Source organism: Domibacillus sp. DTU_2020_1001157_1_SI_ALB_TIR_016, assembly GCF_032341995.1.
In the GTDB taxonomy this organism is placed as follows: domain Bacteria; phylum Bacillota; class Bacilli; order Bacillales; family Domibacillaceae; genus Domibacillus; species Domibacillus indicus_A.
Genome location: NZ_CP135438.1, coordinates 100,824 through 119,792, shown reverse-complemented (window position 1 = coordinate 119,792; position 18,969 = coordinate 100,824). Strand labels below are relative to the sequence as shown.

The following is an 18,969-nucleotide window of genomic DNA, read 5'->3' as shown; positions in this document are numbered from 1 at the left end:
CTCCTCTAATTAGTCAACCAGTGAAACATATCCTGGCCGTTTCCACTTGCGCTCAACTTCCACTCCGTTTTGAGGGTAGCGTTTTTTGTTTCTTGGGCTTGTTTTCGGCAGCGGATTTTCTCCGTTGACGCTCAATACTTCCATTCGTACCTTTGTTTGCTTATAAGCCGGTGTATGGGTGATAATATCAAATCCATTTCCGGTTAGAAGGTTCACTGCATTTTCATGGCTCGTCGAGTGCATAGGCACATACACTTCCGTACCTTGAACACGGTCGGTTACCAGGGCATTCAGCTTAATGGAACCGTATGGTGACACAAGGCGGACGAGTGAGCCGCTTTCTACACCGCGCTCTTTTGCGAGTTCCGGTGAAACTTCGACGAAAACGGTTGGCAGCTTTTTGTTCATGCCGTTTGATTTGTTGGTCATATTTCCTTCATGGAACTGTTCCAGCAGCCGGCCATTGTTAAGTGTTAAATCAAATTCTGCCGGATATTCCACTGGCGGTACGTAATCAAATAGGGCAAAACGCGCTTTTTTGTCCGGGAAATTAAAGCCGTCTAAGAAAAGAACCGGCGTATCTGTTCCGTCTGGAGAACCCCAGCTAAAGCTGTTCCAGCCTTCCAATACATCGTAATTACACTCGCTGAAAAATGGTGTTAAGCCTGCCATTTCCGCAAAAATTTCACTCGGGTAAGCATAGTTCCATTCATAGCCAAACCGCTTCGCCATCTGCATAAAAATCCACCAGTCCGGCTTGCTGTCTCCAAGCGGCTCAAGTGATTGGTACAGACGCTGCACACGGCGTTCTGTATTTGTAAAGGTTCCTTCTTTTTCTAATGACGGCGCACCTGGCAAAATCACATCGGCAAATTGAGCCGTTGTCGTAAAGAAAATCTCCTGCACAACGAGGAAATCTAATTTCGCCAGCATATCCTGTGTATGGTTAGAGTCCGCATCTACCCATGCCATATCTTCGCCTGCAATATACATGCCTTTTAAATCGCCTTTATCAATCGCGGCAAGCATTTCGATATTATCAAGGCCCGGTTTTGGGGAAATGGCAACACCATATGCTTGTTCAAATTTAGCGCGGACCTCATCGTTTGTCACAGACTGGTAACCAGGGAAGATGTTTGGCATTGTCCCCATATCCGCTGCGCCCTGGACATTATTATGGCCGCGCAGCGGGTACGCGCCTGCGCCCGGACGCGCCATATTGCCGGTAACAAGAAGTAGGTTTGCAATAGCGGCAGATGTGTAAGAGCCCGCTACGTTTTGCGTGACACCCATACCCCAGCAAATAGCCGTTCCGTCCGCATCACGGATCATTTCAGCCATTTGAATGAGTATTTCTTTTGGGATATTTGTTTCTTTTTCGGCAAATTCAAGCGTAAAGCGCTCCAGCCCTTTAACGTACTCATCAAAGAAGTTTACTTTTTCGTCAACAAACGCCTGGTCATGCCAGCCGTGGTCGATCATATATTTTGCCACAGCGGCAAGCCATACATAATCCGTTCCTTGTTTTGGGCGAACAAACAGGTCTGCACGATCCGCCATTTCATGTCTGCGCAGGTCAACCGTAATTAACTTTTGCCCATGCAGTTTATGTGCGCGTTTAATGCGTGTCGCCAGCACCGGGTGACCTTCAGCAGGCGCACAGCCGACTAAAATCACAAGACCGGCGGACGCAATATCCTTAATGGTGCCTGAGTCACCGCCAATGCCTCCGGTTTGCTGCAATCCCCAGGAAGCAGGAGACTGGCAGTAGCGTGAGCAGTTATCCACGTTATTCGTTTCAAATACTTGGCGGGCCATTTTTTGCATCAAGTAATTTTCTTCATTGGTCATTTTAGAAGAAGAGATAAAGCCGAGGGCATCGCTGCCGTACTGCTCTTTAATACCTCCAAGCTTGCTTGCAACAAGATTCAATGCTTCTTCCCATGTTGCTTCTACAAACTCATCGCCTTGGCGGATTAAAGGAGTGGTAATCCGTTCTTCGCTGTTCACAAAATCCCAGCCGAATTTGCCTTTTACACAAGTTGAAATGGCATTAACAGGTGCTTTGGACGTTGGCTGTACTTTAAGAATTTTCCGGCCTTTTGTCCATACTTCAAAAGAGCAGCCGACACCGCAAAATGTGCATACGGTTTTTGTTTTTTTCGTTCTTGTTTCACGCATTGCTGCTTCAATTTCAGAAACAGCAAAAATGCCGCTGTATCCAGGCTCCACATCTTTTACAAGATCAATCATCGGATTTAATAAACTAGGTTCCATTTTTGTCATAAATCCGGCTTCACCGAGCATTGATTTTTCCATTAACGCATTACAAGGGCAGACCGTAACACATTGGCCGCAGCCTACACAGGAAGAATCATTAATAGTCGTACCCTTCTTATCCCATAGCACGCGTGGGCGTTCTGCTTCCCAGTCAATCGAGAGAGTTTCATTGACTTGCAGATTTTGACATACTTCCACGCACTGGCCGCAGGCGATACACTGGTTTGGGTCATAGCGGTAAAAAGGGTGGGTCATGTCTACTTCTGTTAGGTCTGCTTTTGGAGTAAAGGGATATTTTTGATGCTCAATGCCCATCATTTCGACCGTATTGTGCAGTGTGCAGTTTCCATTATTGTTATCACACACTGTACAGTACAGCATATGGTTTTCAAGCAGCCGGTCCATTCCTTCTGTCTGGGCAGCCTTCGCCCGCTCAGACGAAAGCGAGATATTCATTCCATGAGATACGGGTGTGGCACAAGAACGCACTAATTTCCCGTCCGCTTCGACAATACATGTATCACAGGTTTGGATAGGATCTACTTCCGGCACGTAACACACTTGCGGAAGGGCAAGGCCAGTCTGGTTAACGGCTTCTAAAATACTTGTACCAGGCTGTACATGGTACTCTTGATGATCCACATAGATTTTTATGTATTCCTGATTCATTGCAGTGCTCTCCTTTTTATCAGGGAATAAAAAAATCCAGCACAGCAAACACCTCTAGGGTGCTTATTGTGCTGGATTAACCAATTAGCATATGCCTACTAATGTGCCATTCCACCATAAAATTATGTAATAGAGCCTTAACAAAAAATTATTAAGAATTCCATTGTATTTTCATTATTATAAGGATAATTATACCTCTCTTAGTTGAAAAGACAAGATGGCAAGGAATTTATTTTTCGTTTTTTTGTTTTTCACCGTATAATAGTTGATAGAAGGGATGAGGGATGATGAAAAAAGAAGCCGCTTTCAATGAGATTATTCGAAAAGTAAGAAAAGATTTATTCGGAAAAGGACCAGAAAAAATTTACACTTATTTCGTTGAAAATATGGCTGTCACCAAAATGCATGGAAATTTGACCGTATCGGAAAAATTCATTTCAAAGACAGCAGAAGGGCAGCAAATGATTCATAATGCACGAACGGTTATGATACAAGAATTATACAAAGAAAATATGCCTGAAGGTTTAGAAGAGCTGGTTGGATCTAAATTACTGCATTTATTTAATGATATTAAAATAGAAGAGGACCTGGCAATTTCGGTTTTTATTTTCGAAAAGCCAGTTAGATAATTAGTTATCGATGTTTATTTTTTAAAAATACTTTACCGCAAAGAAGAGTTTAACCGGTAAGGGTCAACTATCAAATGGCCTCACGATTTTACATAGTAAGCTTATTAGCATCCAGGGCATAAAAAAAGATTGGCCAAAAGATGGGGTCCTCTATTTTCTGTGAGTAAATTCCTGTGTTAAACTTAAATGCACTATTATTCCAGAAACTTCAGGAGGAACATTTATTGCGTCAAAGACTCGTTTGCCTTTTTATCAGCCTTATGGCACTTTTTGTAATCGGCTGCTCCAATAAAGCACCAGAAGAATTTGATTTGGACCAGCTTACCAGGGTAGATATACGGGAAACAATTCCGCAATCAAAGACTGACTTTGCTATTATTACGGAAGAGAAAGATTTAGATATCATAAGAAAAGCATTTAGGGAAGTCCAATGGGAGCCAGGGGCAATGGCAGAAATTCAACCGGATAGAAAGCTAGAAGCTACTTTTTTCTATACCTATGAAAAAAACATGCCTGAACGATTATTTGAGTATGAAGTCTATCTGAAAGATGGAATCATCTCTCTGCAGAGCAAGGAAGAAGGCTACGGAAAACTAAGTAAAGCACAAAGTGAAAAATTAAAAAAGCTGCTTTTTAAAAATGAAGATACAGAGGCACCAGAAAGCTATGTGGCAGAAGGATATATCGTGAAAAAAACCGAGGATGAAATACGGGTAATTACTGAAATAAAGAAAGAAGAAATAATGGGGAACGAGGAACAGATAGATTCCCTTATAAAAGAAAAATATGATGGTAAAGGTTATGTATTTAACTTAAATAAAATTCATGAAAGAACAAAATCATCCTTAAACGTCGGGCAAAAGGTTGTGGTTGAATACGATGAAGCCAACTTGTCTGCACCTTCAAATGCAAATGCATTAAAAGTAAGAACCGTACAAGAGTAACAAAAAAAGAGCGCTAAGAGTTAAATATATAAGGACAATTAGTTATCGATAGATAAAGTCTGTATCGCAGATTACTAAGTAATCTGCGATACAGACTTTTTTTTGAACAAAAAATTAGCGCCGCATTCCCCTTCAAAATCCCCGATTTAGTGGGGGTTAGGCGCTAAGGTCTTAATTCTTCCTACTCTTCTATATATTTTTTCATTAGACCCATTGCCGCTTCTTATTTATAATCACTCATATTGATTCTCTTTTCGTTTTACAATTGATTTCCATTTTGATACGATCAACGTATCGTAAGGACTAAAAAATGGAAAGGAGGGTTTGATCATGAAAGTTGCGAAGTCACTGCTGCACAAAATTACAAACCATACGAAAATCTTCAATGATACGCTGGATATTTATAATGACGCCCTGTCTTTCATCATTCAAGTGATCGACAAAGAGTTTGATCATACCGACGACCTGACAACAAAATCAATTGTGCCGGCAGTAGAAAAACTGATTCACGCAACTAGATCAAACCCTCTTCCGAAATACAAAGAATTTAACGAACGTTTTTACAAGTTTCCGTCCTATTTTCGCAGAAGTGCTATTGCTTTCGCTTTTGGCAAAGTAAAGAGCTTCCGCTCTAACTATCAAAAGTGGGAAAAAGAGCAGAAATACGCTCTTTCCGAAGGAAAAAAGTTTAAAAAACAGCCTCCACGGCTGCAAGTGAAACATAAAGAGTTCCCCGTTTTTTATCGCGGAAACATGTTCAACAGGACGTCTGATACGACTGCGCAAATCAAGGTATTCTACCAGAATGACTGGGTATGGACAGATATCGAATTTAAAGGGCAGGACCTTTATAAACGGGGTGTCTGGGAATGGAAAGAGAACAACCCTAAGCTGATTAAGCGGGGAAAGAAGTTCTTCCTTTCCATCAGCTATGAAAACAAAGTCACTTTAGCAAAAACGCCTATTCAAGAACAAAAAGTGTGCGCGGTAGATCTCGGACTGACGAACTCTGCGGTTTGTTCAATTATCGATGTAAGAGGCACTGTCTTAGGCCGGAAGTTTATTGACCAGCCTAAAGAAAAAGACCGTCTGCAGACGTTAACGAACAAGCTGCGGAAAGCCCAGCGGGCAAGCGGCCGCATTGAGGCACCGAATTTTTGGCGACAGATCAATGGGTACCAGCAGCATATTGTCCGCCACACAAGCCAGGAAATTATAAAATTTGCAGCAAAGCATGGCTGTGACGTCATCGTATTCGAATATCTGGGCAAAATAAAAATTCCAAAAGGATTTTATGGAGCCAGGAAACTACGTTTCAAGCTTCACGGATGGCGAAAAATAGGCATCCAGAACAAAGTGGAAGAAATGGCGCACTGCCTGGGCATGCGTATATCCCGGATCAATCCGCGAAACACCAGCGCCCTGGCATTTGATGGCTCTGGAAAAGTGGAACGGAACCGGAAAAAAGACCTTGCCACGTTTTCAACGGGCAAAGTCTATCACGCGGATTTGTCCGCTTCTTATAATATCGGGGCCCGTTATTTCATTCGGGCTTTTCAAAAAACCATTTCGGAAACGAAATGGTTGTCACTTCAGGCAAAAGTTCCTGAGCTGGCAATAAGGACATCCCAGACCTTGTCTTCGTTCATTAGTCTCCATCATGCACTCGGGCTTCCGAAGGAAGCTTAACCCGCTGATGTTGTACCGTATTCAAGATAAGGGATGCTCCATCAAAATCTTTGATTTAGGTGGAGAGGTTCACAAGAAGCTGCCAATATGACAGCTCCGTTCTGTTCTTTAATTCTTGCATCTGAAGGTCGAATAAAAGTGGGCTTATATGTGATTTTTTAATCTCTCTTCCATCAGTTCCGCCATTTGTTTCGAATTTGGATCTCCTTCATTTTGTAATTTATCAATGATGTTCATATAATCCGTCTCATTTCGGTTCTGACTTAATTTATATGCAGCCTGAATTTCTCCCACCTTAATCTTAAATCCAACAATTCCTTTCATTTCACTTTCTAAGAGTTGAGGAGAAAGTTTATCCCATAAAACAGGATTTTTACGATTTTCTTCATATTTTTTCAGCATTATTGTTAGTTCTTCTATTACTTCATTCTTCTCTAAAATGCTTGCTTTACCATATACATGGACGGCTTGATAGTTCCATGTTGGAACTTCTTCATGCCCATACCAAGAAGAAGAGATATAAGCGTGTGGTCCCTGAAACATAACAAGCACATTTTCACTGGTTTCAAATGTTCTCCACTGAGGATTTCCATAAGCCATATGCCCAGTAATATAGTAATCATCACCTTTTTTACTTAATCCTAAAGGCAAATGAGTGGCAATTGGTATCCCTTGTTTTGTTGTGACAATCGTGCCAAAAGAGTTTTTTTGAACAAAACCCCAAATTTCACCAATATTTGTAACCTTAAAATATTTCGGAATATACATAATAATCCACCTTTATAAAGTTATTTTAGTATTTTGGTCATTATAAAGTCCATCTGTTCTTCATCACCCATATAAAAAGAGTGGACCCCAGTTTGAACAAATCCCATTTTCTTATAGAAAGCAATAGCATTTTCGTTTTTTTCCCATACGCCCAGCCAGATTTCCTTTTTATTACGCTCCACCGCAATTTCGATAGCTTTATTTAGCAGATATTTACCAAGCCCATGTTTTTGAAATTTGTTCTTTATATAAATCCTCTCGATTTCAAGTGATTCATCGCCCATTTCTTCAGACTGAGCATCATTGGTATTGATCTTTAAATATCCAGCGACTTCATGATTAAAATAAACAAAAAAGAATTGCGAAGAAACATTGGATAATTCTTTTTCTAATTGTTTTAAGTTAAATGCCCTTTCCAAATAGGCATTCATATTTTCGGGTGAATTCTGATGCTTAAATGTCTCATTAAATGTTTCATAACTAATTTCTTGAAGTTTGCGTGAATCTTCAAGGGTACACTTTTTTATATTTATAGTCATTTCAATATGTCGCTCCTTTATATAATCAATAATTTCTCTTGTTTCCTTTTTCTGCTGGAAAGAGTTTCTTAATTTTTTCTGTTATGTTCATCATCTTTCTTTTCAATAAAGCTATTAATTTCAAGTTTTTTAATAACACGAGCCGCTGTTGTTCGGTCTACTTTTATCATCTCAGCTAACTTTTCTTAAATGATTCCTGGGTTTTCACATATTGGCACAAGGTATAAATACTGCCCTTTTGTAAGTTTATATTCTTTAAATTCTATATTACTTATTAGAATCTAATGACCTTGCTATCATTCCAATTTCAAGAGGAATTTCCTCCATAATTAACTCCTTAGCACGCATTTTTGTTGCAAATGCAATAAAAATAACACATATTAAATTTAACTTAAATTTGTTGCGTTTGCAATAAAAAATAATGATAAAGAGGTCGGGTAAAGTGAAGTATGTTTTTATGTATTAGGAATTTTACTATTAACCCTCGGTATTTCTTTCACTATACAATCAGACCTTAGAACTTCACCTTTGGTGTTAAGAAGCAGAAGATCCTTAACCAATAGACACTTGGGACGCATGGTTACTCCTGCTGTTGTCCATAATACGGAAGAGGCCTGAAAAACAGCAGGATAATCAGTTCGTTTTCTTTTCAGCAGTGAATGACTTTCACCGTTCGACTGCTCGTGTTTTTTTCGTGCAAGGCAAAAACAACAAGATGGAGACTTAACATGACAAGTATTTTAGTGGGTATCGTCGGAATCATTCTTACGTTTGGTACAGCTTACTTGTTATCAAATGATAAGAAGAATATCAATTATCGTGCAATCGGAATTTTATTCGTACTTCAGTTGGCCGTTGCAGCATTTATGCTTAATACAAACATCGGCGGACAGATCCTCAAAGCCATTGCGGCAGGTTTTGCAAAAATAATGATGTTTGGTAATGAAGGGATTAACTTTGTCCTTGGTGGGTTAGTTCCTGAAGGTCAGACGGTATTCTTTATCAATGTACTGCTGCTGATCGTTTTTACATCCACCTTGCTGTCGATCTTAAACTACATCCGCATTTTGCCTTTGACAATTAAGTACCTGGGTGGGGCGATTGCAAAACTAACAGGCCTTCCACGCATCCAGTCATTCTCTGTCGTCACATCTTCAATCTTTGGAGATACCGGCGCCATTGTGGCGATTAAAAACCAACTTCCTGGTTTTAATTTAAACCAGTTATTTGTTGCGACGACAGCCTCGATGACTTCTGTGTCTGCTTCCATTGTCGCTGCTTATATGACAATGATCCCGGCAGAGTACGTGTTAGTTGCGCTTCCGCTTAACATTATGAGTGGTTTGATTTTAGCCACAATCGTTGCACCAGTAAAAGAAGAGAATGTAGATGTTAATATTAGTGAAATGGTCAGGGAGCAGTCTCTGTTCGAGGCAATTGGAAATGGCGCGGTGGATGGCATTAAAGTAGCTGGTATCGTTGCCGCTATGCTGATCGCTTATGTATCATTGCTCGCGATGATTAACTATGGCATTGAAGGGGTGACAGGCATGAAGCTTGAAACCATCCTTGGTTATGTGTTATCACCGGTTGCAATTGTAATGGGAATTCCGATTGCGGAATCTGTTCAAGCAGGGGCAGTTATGGCAACGAAAATATTGGCAAACGAATTCGTTGCAATGCTGGGCTTTGCTCCGTTACTTGATACCTTAACTGCCAAAACTGTCGGTATCGTATCTGTATTCTTAATCAGTTTTGCAAACTTCTCATCAATCGGAATTATCCAAGGAACCGTGCAAAGCTTTAGCCGGGAGCAAGGAGCAAGAGTGGCTGGTTTTGGTTTGAAAATGCTTTTGGTGGCAACGATGGCTTCTGTTCTTTCCGCAACAATTGTCGGCCTGTTTCTTTAAGAAAAGAAAGGAAAAGGCTGCAGGAGCTTGAAATCCGTACTGTATACAGCATCAGCGTCATGGCCATTGTAAGTGGCAACGATGTTATTGTATCCCTGTCTCCAGATCAAATTATTCATAAAGGATCTATTAGTGGTAATGGGGGAAGGGGAAAGTCTAGCCAGGTTTTGAAGTATTCAATGACCGTTATCCGGTGGTTTAAATGGATTAAAATAAAGTTAAACGGTTTATAAAAAAGAAAAACTGAAATCTCTGTTGTACAATATAGGGAATTCAGTTTTTCTTTTTGCACATCACTAAACCGTTTGAGGGAAACGCATTTTGAGCCGAGCGGGAGGCAGGAAAAAGAAGTTCTTGTTAGAAACTGTTTTAAACTTCTTTAACTATTTGTTCATACATACCGAACACACGGAGGAAGAGTGTAAAAAGTACAGCCAATAATAATAAGATAAAGATGTTGAGAGTTAGAAAGAATAAATAAACAGGGGTCAGGAGAATCTTATGATTAGAATACTTGCTGTGGACAAAGAAAAGCAGCTGCTCATTAACCCAGCATTGGATACTCTCGTTGAAATGGATTGGTATTGGGTAGACTTTAACATGCCGACTAAAGAGGAAATTTTCTTACTTAGCAGTCATTTTCAGTTTCATCCACTTGCGATTGAAGACTGCGTACATTTTCTTCAGCGTCCCAAGCTGGAGTACTATGAAAGCCTTAGCTTTCTTGTTATTCATGCATTGAATAACAAAACACTGGAAGCACATGAGGTAGACCTGTTTATGGGAGAGAACTTCATCGTCTCTTTTCATTTTCAAGATCTGAAGGAAATAAATGCTGTATGGGAAATGTTTGAGAAGGCTACAGATGTTAATCGTTTTAGACCTGTTGAAATAGGCTACAAAATTATGGATAAAATTGTAGACAGTTTTTTTCCGATGGTTCAGGAATTGGAGGATTATCTACTATCTGTTGAAAACTATTACGGATCAAAAAAAGCGACGGATACGCTCATTAACAAAGTATTTGGAGTTCGAAAAGATTTGCTGAAACTAAGACGAACCGTCATGCCAATGAGAGAGTTAATATACAGGATACTAGAATCAAAAAGGTTTATTATTCAGGAACAAAAGCGGGCTTATTTTCAGGATATATACGATCATCTCCTCAAGCTGAGTGAAATGATTGAATCAAACCGGGAGCTGACCTCGGATATAAGAGACAATTACATATCGTTAAACTCTTTTCGGATGAACAATATTATGAAAACCCTAACCGTGATTACGACGATTTTTATGCCTTTAACTTTTATTGCCGGGATTTATGGAATGAATTTTGAAAATATGCCCGAATTAAAATGGCATTTTGGATACTATATAATCTTAGGCATGATGTTCTTTATTGGGTTGGGAATGTTTATTTGGTTTAAGTCTAAAGGCTGGTTTGACAGCGAATAAAAAAGTTTGGATTTTGATTGTAAAATCATTTGACGCAAAGTGGCTGGTTGCATATAGTATTAATAGTTCAATACGTCTTCTGTTAGGTGAGGCTCCTGTATAGAGATACGCTGCTGCCCAAAAATGTCGAAAGACGCCAATGGGTCAACAGGAAAGATCGGATTAAGGTTTTTCTTAACGCAGCTGGTTCATGCCTATGCTATACAGTGCTAAAACTCAACAAGGGGGGACATGTAAAACGTAAATAGACTTTTTACGGCCCCTTTCTGTTCGAAAGGGGCCTTTTATTTGTCTTGGAGGTGAGGAAGAAATGGGCACTGACGACCCGCATTCGATAAGCCATTTTAAGAACAGCATCAAAGTGAGGCATCCAAGGTGTTTCTATTCCTCATATACTATCCAGGAGGAATCCAGCAGCTTTTAAATGCCTCGGATAAATTAAACGAGGTGAATGATCAATGATTAAAACATATCTTTATCGAAATGATAAACAAGAAATGGTCTCTAATATCAACTTATCGGATGTTCATAAGCATTTAAGCCATGCCGATAGTTTGTTATGGATTGATATCTATGATGTACAAAGCCGTGAATTATACGAAATAGCCAAGATTTTTGATTTTCATCCTTTGGCCATTGAGGACTGCCTTCATGACAGCCCGCGGGCGAAGATGGATAACTACGAGGATTATCAGTTTTTCGTTCTCCATGCCCTGCGGTATAACGAGGAAAGTGATAACGAAATTACAACTCTTGAGCTTAACGTTTTCGTTGGTCCAAACTATGTGGTAACCATTCATAAGCACAAGTTAAGATGGCTTGGACAAATGGATGCGATCTGTTCTAGAAGTACGAAATATATGGATAAAGGAGCGGATTTTCTTTTATACGCTTTAATTGATGGGATTACAGATGAATATTTCCCTATCCTTGACCGAATTAGTATTCGTATCGATGAGTTAGAAAACGAGATTTATGATGAATCCATCCGGGGTGTCACGGAAGAGTTTTTAGCCCTAAAACGAACAATTATATTGATCCGGCGGGTGATCTTACCGCAGCGCAGGATCTTTTTAACGGTTAATGGTAAATGGAAGTTCGATATTAGAGAAGAAAATGTTCCATTTTACACGGATTTGCTTGATCATCTGGAGAGGATTGTCGATGCGACTGAAACATTCAGGGATCTGGTTAACAGCGCATTGGATACGTATTATTCCATCATCAATGCAAAATCCTCCGAAAAATTAAATGTTCTTACATTGATTTCAACCATTATGCTGCCTTTAACCTTTGTGACAGGTTTTTTCGGGATGAATGTGCCTCTGCCTTATCAGGATTCTCCCTTCGCCACTGTTATTATTCTTTCGGCACTCATCCTTTTGACGTTTGGAATGTGGAGATATTTTAAAAAGAAGCAGCTTTTGTAACGAATCAAAACATGTAAGAAGAAAAAGGCCCATGATTACTTCGTGCGTAATCATGAGCCTTTTTCATTTTTAAGTATTCATAACTGTCGTCTGAATGGAAATAACTTATTTTGCATTAAGGAATGATTATCAGGCCATTCTTACAACAACTTAAGAAAACGGCAAGCGGGGCGTAGAAGATCCTACGCCCCGCTTAAACAGTTTTTTGTATGTTCTTTTTGTCTATAAGTTGCGAAAAGCTAATTTATAATCGTTTTGCTCCGATGTATCTTTTTTTCCAATAGCTGTTGCTCAAGGTAGTAATGGATACACCCTTCGAAGAAGAAGCGTGAATAAATTCATTATTGCCTAGATAAATTCCCATGTGAGAGGGACCTTTTTTATAGGTTTGAAAGTATACTAAATCTCCTTTTTGAAGGTTAGATTTAGACACAGCTTTTCCTTTTTTATATATTTCAGCAGTTGTTCTAGGTAACGTTTTGCCTGCTTTCTTAAAGGCGTATCCAATGAAGCCTGAGCAGTCAAAACCTTTTGTGGTTGTTCCACCCCATTTATATGGCGTGCCAAGTACTTTTTTACCCTCGCTAATTGCTTTTTGTTTATAATTTGAAGCGGCTTCTACCGCGTGTGGTTGAGAAACGAATGATGTTGTCATGCTGCCAAACAAAAGTGTGATTGCTGTCATAGAACTGACAATTACTTTCTTCAAAATGAACCTCCGTATATTAACTAGATAACTAAATATTTAACTAGATAACTAAGTTTGTATTTGATAGTTATATTTTACTTGGAAATGATGAAAAGAAAATCACAGCCATATTAATTTGGTATTACAGAAAAGTTACAATTGAATATTTGGTATAAAATGGGGAAAAATGATGTTTTGGAAAGAAAAGAATTAGCGATGAGCCGCTTCGAAAAAAGAAGCCATTTGTCTCTTGGAAGAACGCGAAACAACGGCTAATCAAGAATCAGCGAACAGCATGTGATCTACCAATGGGGAGATAATGCGTTAGGAAGATATACAATAAAAGAAATTCGCTTTAAAACAATAGTCGAAAAAACAAAACTAATCAAATACGGGATGAAGATATAATCTCCATCCCGGTGTATTTTCGAAATATAGTTTAGAAAAATAAAGCGAATAATAGTAGAAACAGTAATGATACATTTTCATTTTAAAAGAGAGGAATCTGCCCTTTAGGAAAGTGGCTGTTCCATTGCTACAAGCCAATTTTTATTTGACCAAATACCTTTTGGATAACGATCAGTGATAATTAAATCTGGCTGGTCAACAGCACAGATGCTGAAGGTAGCCCGCTTTTCTATTTTTGAGTAATCAGCCAGCACATAAACACAATCAGAATGCTTCATATATAGCTTTGCGAGTACACTTTTGTCGCTGTCATAGCCTGAAATGCCAAATTTTTCATCTACACCATCTGCAGCAATAAATGCTTTATCCGCATGAAGTTCATGAACCATTCTTACCGTTAGGCTTCCTGCTGTGCGCCAATGCTCTTTTTGAACCATGCCCCCTAAAAACAAGATGTGTCCTTGAAAAGAAGATTGCATCAGCTTGTTGGCCAAAGGAAAAGAAGTGGTCATCACTGTAATGTCGGAAAATCGGCAAAGAGGATCTGCCATTTGAAGGGTTGTCGTGCCTTCATCAATAAATACGTTGTCACCCTCTTGGATAAGCTGCACCGCTTTTTCGGCAATTTTCCGCTTCTCATAAATATTCATCGTTTCGCGGCTGACAATCGGTGCTTCTTCTTTGTCGTGATTTCTTACTGCGCCGCCATATACCTTTTTCAATTTTTGTTCTCGTTCCAACTCATCTAAATAACGGCGCACAGTTTCAGTAGATACGACAAATTCATCTGCCAAATCGGCTACGCGGACGCTTCCGTCTCGTTCAATATATTCAATAATCTTTAGCTTTCTTTCTTCAGCCAGCATCGGCCTGCACCTGCCTTTTTGTTCATCCATTATCTTCATTATACAGGTTTTCCTGCCTCCTTTACTTGATTACATAACCGTTACGCCGCGATAAGTGCGAATCGATTGAAGCAGCCTGTTTATGTCCTCTGATGTAATATCTCCAATGGTGCCAATACGGAAAGCTTTTAAATCGGTGAGCTTGCCCGGATAAATGATGAATCCGTCTTTTTTGAGCGCTTCATAAAAATGTTGAAATGAAAAATCATCTTCCGGATATAGGAAGGAAACAATAAATGATGACTGAATAGCCGGGTCAATGGCTGTTTGAAAACCAAGCTCTGCCATTCCGTTGATAAGCACATTTTTATTTTCTGTATAGCGATCATAACGCTTCAGAATACCGCCTTCTTCTTTCAGCTCTGCAAGCGCCCGGGCAAACGCATGGACAGCGTGGGTAGGGGAGGTAAACCGCCATTTTCCACCCTCTTTTTCCATCGTTTCGTATTGGCTGTACACATCCATGGATAGGGAAGGGGAAGTGCCTTTCCGGGACTGAAGCAGGTGCTCATCCGCTAAAATAAAACCAAAGCCTGGCACACCCTGCAAGCATTTATTCGCACTGGATACAAGCACATCAATTCCCCAGCTGTCCATGTTGATGCCCATCCCTCCGAAACTGGACATGGCATCAACAATGGTTATTTTCCCATGCTTTTTAGCTGCACGGCAGATGGTGTTTACCGGGTTAAGCAAACCGGATGTTGTTTCAGAATGGACAAGCATAACATGTGTGATAGTTGGATCCTGGATCATTTTTTGTTCAATTGCTTGTGCATCAATGGCCTTTGTTTCTTCTGTTTCTACTGTGCTGAAGTGAAGCCCCATTTTTGTTGCTATTTCTGCCATTCTGCGGCCGTAAGCACCGTTTACTCCAATCAGTACATGATCTGTTTTGGCTATGAATGTTCCCATAACGGCTTCAACGGAAAACGTTCCGCTTCCTTGCATCAAAACAGCTGTGTAGCGTGAATGCCCGGAAAGAGCAGTGAGCTCATTCCGGATGTCACACGTCATTTGTTTGTACGTATCCTCCCATGTACACCAGTCACCAAGCATGGCCTGCTTGACTGTATCTGTCGTTGTTAATGGTCCTGGTGTTAAAAGCAATGTCCGGTTCATACAAGCACCTCCTGTTTAGTAAGCTTCTGGTCAAGTTTCTGCAAATAAGCAGGCAGCTCTTCAATCGTATCAAGCACATAATGTGCCCCTGCGGCAAGCAATCTTTTCCGAACTGCTGCGGCACGATGTAAACGTTCCTGGTTGCTTAGCTGATTGGTTTCTTCCTGAGTCAGGCCAAACTCACTGGAGCCATAAACCAGTCCTACCGTCCATGTACCAGCATTTCTTCCTTCTTCCATATCGATGACTGTATCGCCTACTTTAACAATGCGGTTCATCGGGTAAACACCCATTTTCATTGCAGCTATGTACGCCATCCATGGAAACGGACGCCCTGCATCTACGTCATCTGCTGTAATGACGATATCAGGCGCATATCCTTTTTGGGCGGCACCGGCACGGACAACGTCCATCATTTCACGCGTATACCCAGTGGTCGTGCCAATTTTGAGCTGCATTTTTATAATATCGTTAATGGCATCGACTGCTCCCGGAATTGGAGTCGCATAATTGGCTAAGTTTTTAAAGAGAAGTTCTTCAAATCGTGTATTCATTCCAATCACTTCTTTCTCAGTGACCGCTTTGTTCCCAAGCTGGGCCCGAATTCCAGGCATCTCCAGCATGGTGCGAATGTGATCGATTTTCGCCATACCCATTGGTTTTCGCGTTTCTTCCATTGTGACAGTAATGCCTTTTTCTTTGAACATTTCTATAAAGCTGCCAACCGGTGCCATACATCCGTAATCGACTGTCGTTCCCGCCCAATCCAACAATACACCTTGAAGATATTTCATGAGTTCATCCATCCTTTTTTATGTTTTTTGATATAACGCAAAATTTGTTCATATACAAGTCTGACTGCCATATTGACCAAAACAATCAAAAGGCCCATAGCAGCGGCTGATTCAATATTGCCGGCATCATCGAGGCTGACAATTGAAATGGCTGCTGTTTTTGTTTCAGGCGTATACAAAAAAATAGCAGCTGATATGGTTACCATGGAGTTAACGAAAAAATACATCAGCATTTCGAGTAATGCTGGAACACATGACGGCACAATATAGAAGAAAAATGTATCTCTCTTGGTTAATCCTAAAGTGCGGGCCGCTGCGACACACTCTCCGTCAAGCTTAGAAAGTGCCGTTTTAGCTGTCATATACGATACCGAAAAGAAATGAAGGATTGTTGAAACAATCATGATGGCCATTGTCCCATACAAGCCGTACAAGACATTTGGCATTATCCAGCCGAAAACAGACAGCTCCGGCTGGCTGAAAAATAAAACATAGCTGATTCCAATTACAAGTCCCGGTACGGCCATGGGCAGAAGACTTAACAAATGCCCAGCCCGATAAAAGACGGATGAGCCAGGGCGGCTTTGGAGCCAGTAGGCGAACACAAAAGCAAAAACTGTACCGAGGATAGCGGTCCATACGGAGAGGACAAGGCTGTTCCAAAACACGGTCAACCCGTCTCCTGTGTAGCTGTTAAATGTAAAGTGGTCGAATGTAAAACCAAGTGTATACGGCCAGACCGGTGTAAAAGAGGCGATGACCATCATGATAAACAGCAGGATAATTCCGGCTGCTGCTAACCATGCATACAGATTGAATACAATATCACGAGCTCTGTGCGGCTTTATTTGAAGCGGCCGTGCTTTTGCATGAAGGTGAAAGGAGGCCTTCCGGGACGCTGCCTGATCTAGAACAAATGCTATAATAGCAGGAGTCATCAGCAGGATGCCGGCGACTGCACCAAGACCAAAATTCTGCTGGCCGACTACCTGTTTATACACATCTGTTGCGAGCACATTGTACTGGCCGCCAACTAATTTCGGTGCGCCGTAATCTGTGAAGCTAAGGGTAAAGGCCACCATGGCAGCACTAACAAGCGCCATACGGACACTTGGGAGTGTAATGCTCCATAATCGCCCAACTGAATCAATGCCCATGGTTTTCGCTGCATCATACAACCCCTGGTCAGCCTGGCGGAGCGCAATATAAAGCAGCAATACCACCTGTGGAAATGTATAAATCGTTTCAGCCAGTACAATGCCAACCGGTCCGTATAGCTGAATATCAATCCCCGGCCACATTCCAAAAAAGCCAGTTGTTACAATCCCTTGTCGTCCAAACAAGTAAATAAGGGAAATACCATGCATCATCGTAGGCGCAAATAAAGGGAGCATGGCTATTCCTAAAAGCAGTCGTTTGCTTTTTACACATGTTCTGGCCAGGGCAAATGCATAGCTAAAACCTCCGGCAAGCGATAAAGCCGTTGTCCAGAGCGCGATATTAATCGAATGGAATAAGCTGTTCAGAAGAGCTGGATTTGTAATATAACTTATAACTTGTCCAAATCCCGCATATTGACCATTCTCTGTTTTAAAAGCTTCCATCAGTAACACTGATAATGGAGCGCACAATAATAAGCCAAATGATAGAAAGATGATTGTCCATTGCAAAGAACGCATCAGCCCGTAATGTGTTTCATGTTTTTGGGGAATCGCTGCCGTTGTCATCTGGTGACCACTTCCTTTACAGGAATTAAATTTCCTTCGTTGATTAAAAGATTTAATAACTCCCCAATGCGAACATGTTTTTCCTCGACTAGTGAAGCCTGCAGATCTACCGCCCATTTTTCGTTAAAGGAAGGGGATGTCCGGTCTAATACCCTAACAGTCAGCCTGTAAAAAGCTCCTTTAAAATGGATCGATTCCACTTTTACCTCAATGCCTTCTCCTATGTCTGCAACGGTAAAATGCTCCGGCCGGATTACTTTCATTTTTCCGCCTGACAATATCTGATTAGATGTACCAATAAAAGAAGCTACAAACGAGTCAGCTGGGTACCGGTAAATCTTTTGCGGCGTATCAAACTGAACAATTTGACCTTTCGTCATGACGGCAATTCGATCGGCCATTGTTAATGCTTCATCCTGGTCATGTGTTACCATAATGGTTGTCATGCCAAATTTGTCATGAATACGGCGGATTTCACGCTGAAGCTGGTAACGCACATTAGCATCAAGTGCAGACAATGGCTCATCCAGAAGTAAAAAATCTGGTTCAACGACAAGTGCCCGAGCCAATGCCACACGCTGCTGCTGACCGCCTGACAGTTGGTGGGGCATCCGGTCTGCGAAATCCGACAATCCGACCGTTTCCAGCATGCGTGCTGCTTTTTCTTTTCGTATCTGCGAAGACAACTTTCGAGGTTTTAAGGCGAACTCGATGTTTTTTAAAACAGACATATTGGGAAAAAGAGCATAAGATTGAAAGACCATCCCAATATTTCGGGAAGCAGGGGAGGAACTTGTTACATCCACTCCGTCCATTAACACGCTTCCACTCGAAGGATCATCAAGTCCGGCAATAATCCGAAGAAGGGTTGACTTTCCACATCCACTCGGCCCTAATAAACTGATAAATTCTCCTTTTCGAACATCAAGCTGGATGCCATCAAGCGCTGTTGCTTTACCATAACGCTTGGACAATGACTGGATATGTAATGACTTTGCCATGTGAAAAGCCT

The 18,969-nt window shown here is 40.9% G+C and carries 15 protein-coding genes, 2 pseudogenes and 1 riboswitch; of the genes and pseudogenes, 7 read left to right on the top strand and 10 right to left on the bottom strand.

Annotated features, from left to right (window positions below; all coding sequences use genetic code 11):
- Nucleotides 1-9: 9 nt before the first annotated feature.
- Nucleotides 10-2,949 carry a formate dehydrogenase subunit alpha gene (gene fdhF, locus RRU94_RS00525; protein WP_315691337.1) on the bottom strand — a complete coding sequence of 980 codons (2,940 nt, stop codon included), beginning with the start codon at nucleotides 2,947-2,949 and terminating at the stop codon, nucleotides 10-12.
- Between the two features lie 284 nt (nucleotides 2,950-3,233).
- On the opposite strand from fdhF, the gene RRU94_RS00520 reads away from it, so the two are divergent.
- The 3 genes from RRU94_RS00520 to RRU94_RS00510 all read left to right on the top strand — a co-directional run bounded on the left by RRU94_RS00520 (nucleotide 3,234) and on the right by RRU94_RS00510 (nucleotide 6,211).
- On the top strand, nucleotides 3,234-3,578 hold the full coding sequence (locus RRU94_RS00520) for a Na-translocating system protein MpsC family protein (protein WP_315691336.1): 345 nt from the start codon (nucleotides 3,234-3,236) through the stop codon (nucleotides 3,576-3,578).
- Between the two features lie 224 nt (nucleotides 3,579-3,802).
- Nucleotides 3,803-4,522 carry a DUF3221 domain-containing protein gene (locus RRU94_RS00515; RefSeq protein ID WP_315691335.1) on the top strand — a complete coding sequence of 240 codons (720 nt, stop codon included), beginning with the start codon at nucleotides 3,803-3,805 and terminating at the stop codon, nucleotides 4,520-4,522.
- 330 nt (nucleotides 4,523-4,852) lie between these two features.
- The gene (locus RRU94_RS00510) at nucleotides 4,853-6,211 is read left to right on the top strand and encodes a transposase (RefSeq protein WP_315691334.1); all 1,359 of its coding nucleotides are present in this window, start codon (nucleotides 4,853-4,855) and stop codon (nucleotides 6,209-6,211) included.
- Between the two features lie 144 nt (nucleotides 6,212-6,355).
- On the opposite strand, the gene RRU94_RS00505 is transcribed toward RRU94_RS00510, so the two are convergent.
- The 3 genes and pseudogenes from RRU94_RS00505 to RRU94_RS00495 all read right to left on the bottom strand — a co-directional run.
- Complete coding sequence (locus RRU94_RS00505; RefSeq protein WP_315691333.1) at nucleotides 6,356-6,979, bottom strand: FMN-binding negative transcriptional regulator; 624 nt, start codon at nucleotides 6,977-6,979, stop codon at nucleotides 6,356-6,358.
- A 20-nt stretch (nucleotides 6,980-6,999) separates the two neighbouring features.
- Nucleotides 7,000-7,518 carry a spermidine/spermine N(1)-acetyltransferase gene (locus tag RRU94_RS00500; protein ID WP_315691332.1) on the bottom strand — a complete coding sequence of 173 codons (519 nt, stop codon included), beginning with the start codon at nucleotides 7,516-7,518 and terminating at the stop codon, nucleotides 7,000-7,002.
- A 43-nt stretch (nucleotides 7,519-7,561) separates the two neighbouring features.
- Nucleotides 7,562-7,845: pseudogene (locus tag RRU94_RS00495) on the bottom strand (MarR family transcriptional regulator); the annotation flags it as partial.
- 94 nt (nucleotides 7,846-7,939) lie between these two features.
- Between RRU94_RS00495 and RRU94_RS25610 the strand changes: the two are divergent.
- From RRU94_RS25610 to corA (RRU94_RS00480), 4 genes and pseudogenes are all read left to right on the top strand, one after another.
- Nucleotides 7,940-8,046, top strand: a pseudogene (locus RRU94_RS25610) (YitT family protein); the annotation flags it as partial.
- Nucleotides 8,047-8,246: 200 nt separating this feature from the next.
- Nucleotides 8,247-9,428, top strand: coding sequence for a NupC/NupG family nucleoside CNT transporter (locus tag RRU94_RS00490; protein ID WP_315691331.1), 1,182 nt, complete (start codon nucleotides 8,247-8,249; stop codon nucleotides 9,426-9,428).
- A 501-nt stretch (nucleotides 9,429-9,929) separates the two neighbouring features.
- Nucleotides 9,930-10,883, top strand: a complete 954-nt coding sequence (corA, locus tag RRU94_RS00485; RefSeq protein WP_315691330.1) for a magnesium/cobalt transporter CorA — start codon at nucleotides 9,930-9,932, stop codon at nucleotides 10,881-10,883.
- A 70-nt stretch (nucleotides 10,884-10,953) separates the two neighbouring features.
- Nucleotides 10,954-11,118, top strand: a riboswitch (M-box (ykoK) riboswitch).
- Nucleotides 11,119-11,341: 223 nt separating this feature from the next.
- Nucleotides 11,342-12,313 carry a magnesium/cobalt transporter CorA gene (gene corA, locus RRU94_RS00480; protein WP_315691329.1) on the top strand — a complete coding sequence of 324 codons (972 nt, stop codon included), beginning with the start codon at nucleotides 11,342-11,344 and terminating at the stop codon, nucleotides 12,311-12,313.
- 244 nt (nucleotides 12,314-12,557) lie between these two features.
- On the opposite strand, the gene RRU94_RS00475 is transcribed toward corA (RRU94_RS00480), so the two are convergent.
- The 6 genes from RRU94_RS00475 to RRU94_RS00450 form a co-directional block, all read right to left on the bottom strand.
- Nucleotides 12,558-13,022, bottom strand: coding sequence for a C40 family peptidase (locus tag RRU94_RS00475; protein ID WP_315691328.1), 465 nt, complete (start codon nucleotides 13,020-13,022; stop codon nucleotides 12,558-12,560).
- 491 nt (nucleotides 13,023-13,513) lie between these two features.
- The gene (locus RRU94_RS00470; protein WP_315691327.1) at nucleotides 13,514-14,314 is read right to left on the bottom strand and encodes a DeoR/GlpR family DNA-binding transcription regulator; all 801 of its coding nucleotides are present in this window, start codon (nucleotides 14,312-14,314) and stop codon (nucleotides 13,514-13,516) included.
- Nucleotides 14,315-14,344: 30 nt separating this feature from the next.
- Nucleotides 14,345-15,436, bottom strand: coding sequence for a 2-aminoethylphosphonate--pyruvate transaminase (locus RRU94_RS00465; protein ID WP_315691326.1), 1,092 nt, complete (start codon nucleotides 15,434-15,436; stop codon nucleotides 14,345-14,347).
- Complete coding sequence (gene phnX / locus RRU94_RS00460; RefSeq protein WP_315691325.1) at nucleotides 15,433-16,230, bottom strand: phosphonoacetaldehyde hydrolase; 798 nt, start codon at nucleotides 16,228-16,230, stop codon at nucleotides 15,433-15,435. Before phnX ends, RRU94_RS00465 begins: the two co-directional genes overlap by 4 nt.
- Nucleotides 16,227-17,957, bottom strand: a complete 1,731-nt coding sequence (locus RRU94_RS00455) for a putative 2-aminoethylphosphonate ABC transporter permease subunit (protein ID WP_315691324.1) — start codon at nucleotides 17,955-17,957, stop codon at nucleotides 16,227-16,229. The genes phnX and RRU94_RS00455 overlap by 4 nt, the downstream gene beginning before the upstream one ends.
- Complete coding sequence (locus RRU94_RS00450) at nucleotides 17,954-18,958, bottom strand: ABC transporter ATP-binding protein (RefSeq protein ID WP_315691323.1); 1,005 nt, start codon at nucleotides 18,956-18,958, stop codon at nucleotides 17,954-17,956. The genes RRU94_RS00455 and RRU94_RS00450 overlap by 4 nt, the downstream gene beginning before the upstream one ends.
- Nucleotides 18,959-18,969 lie beyond the last annotated feature (11 nt).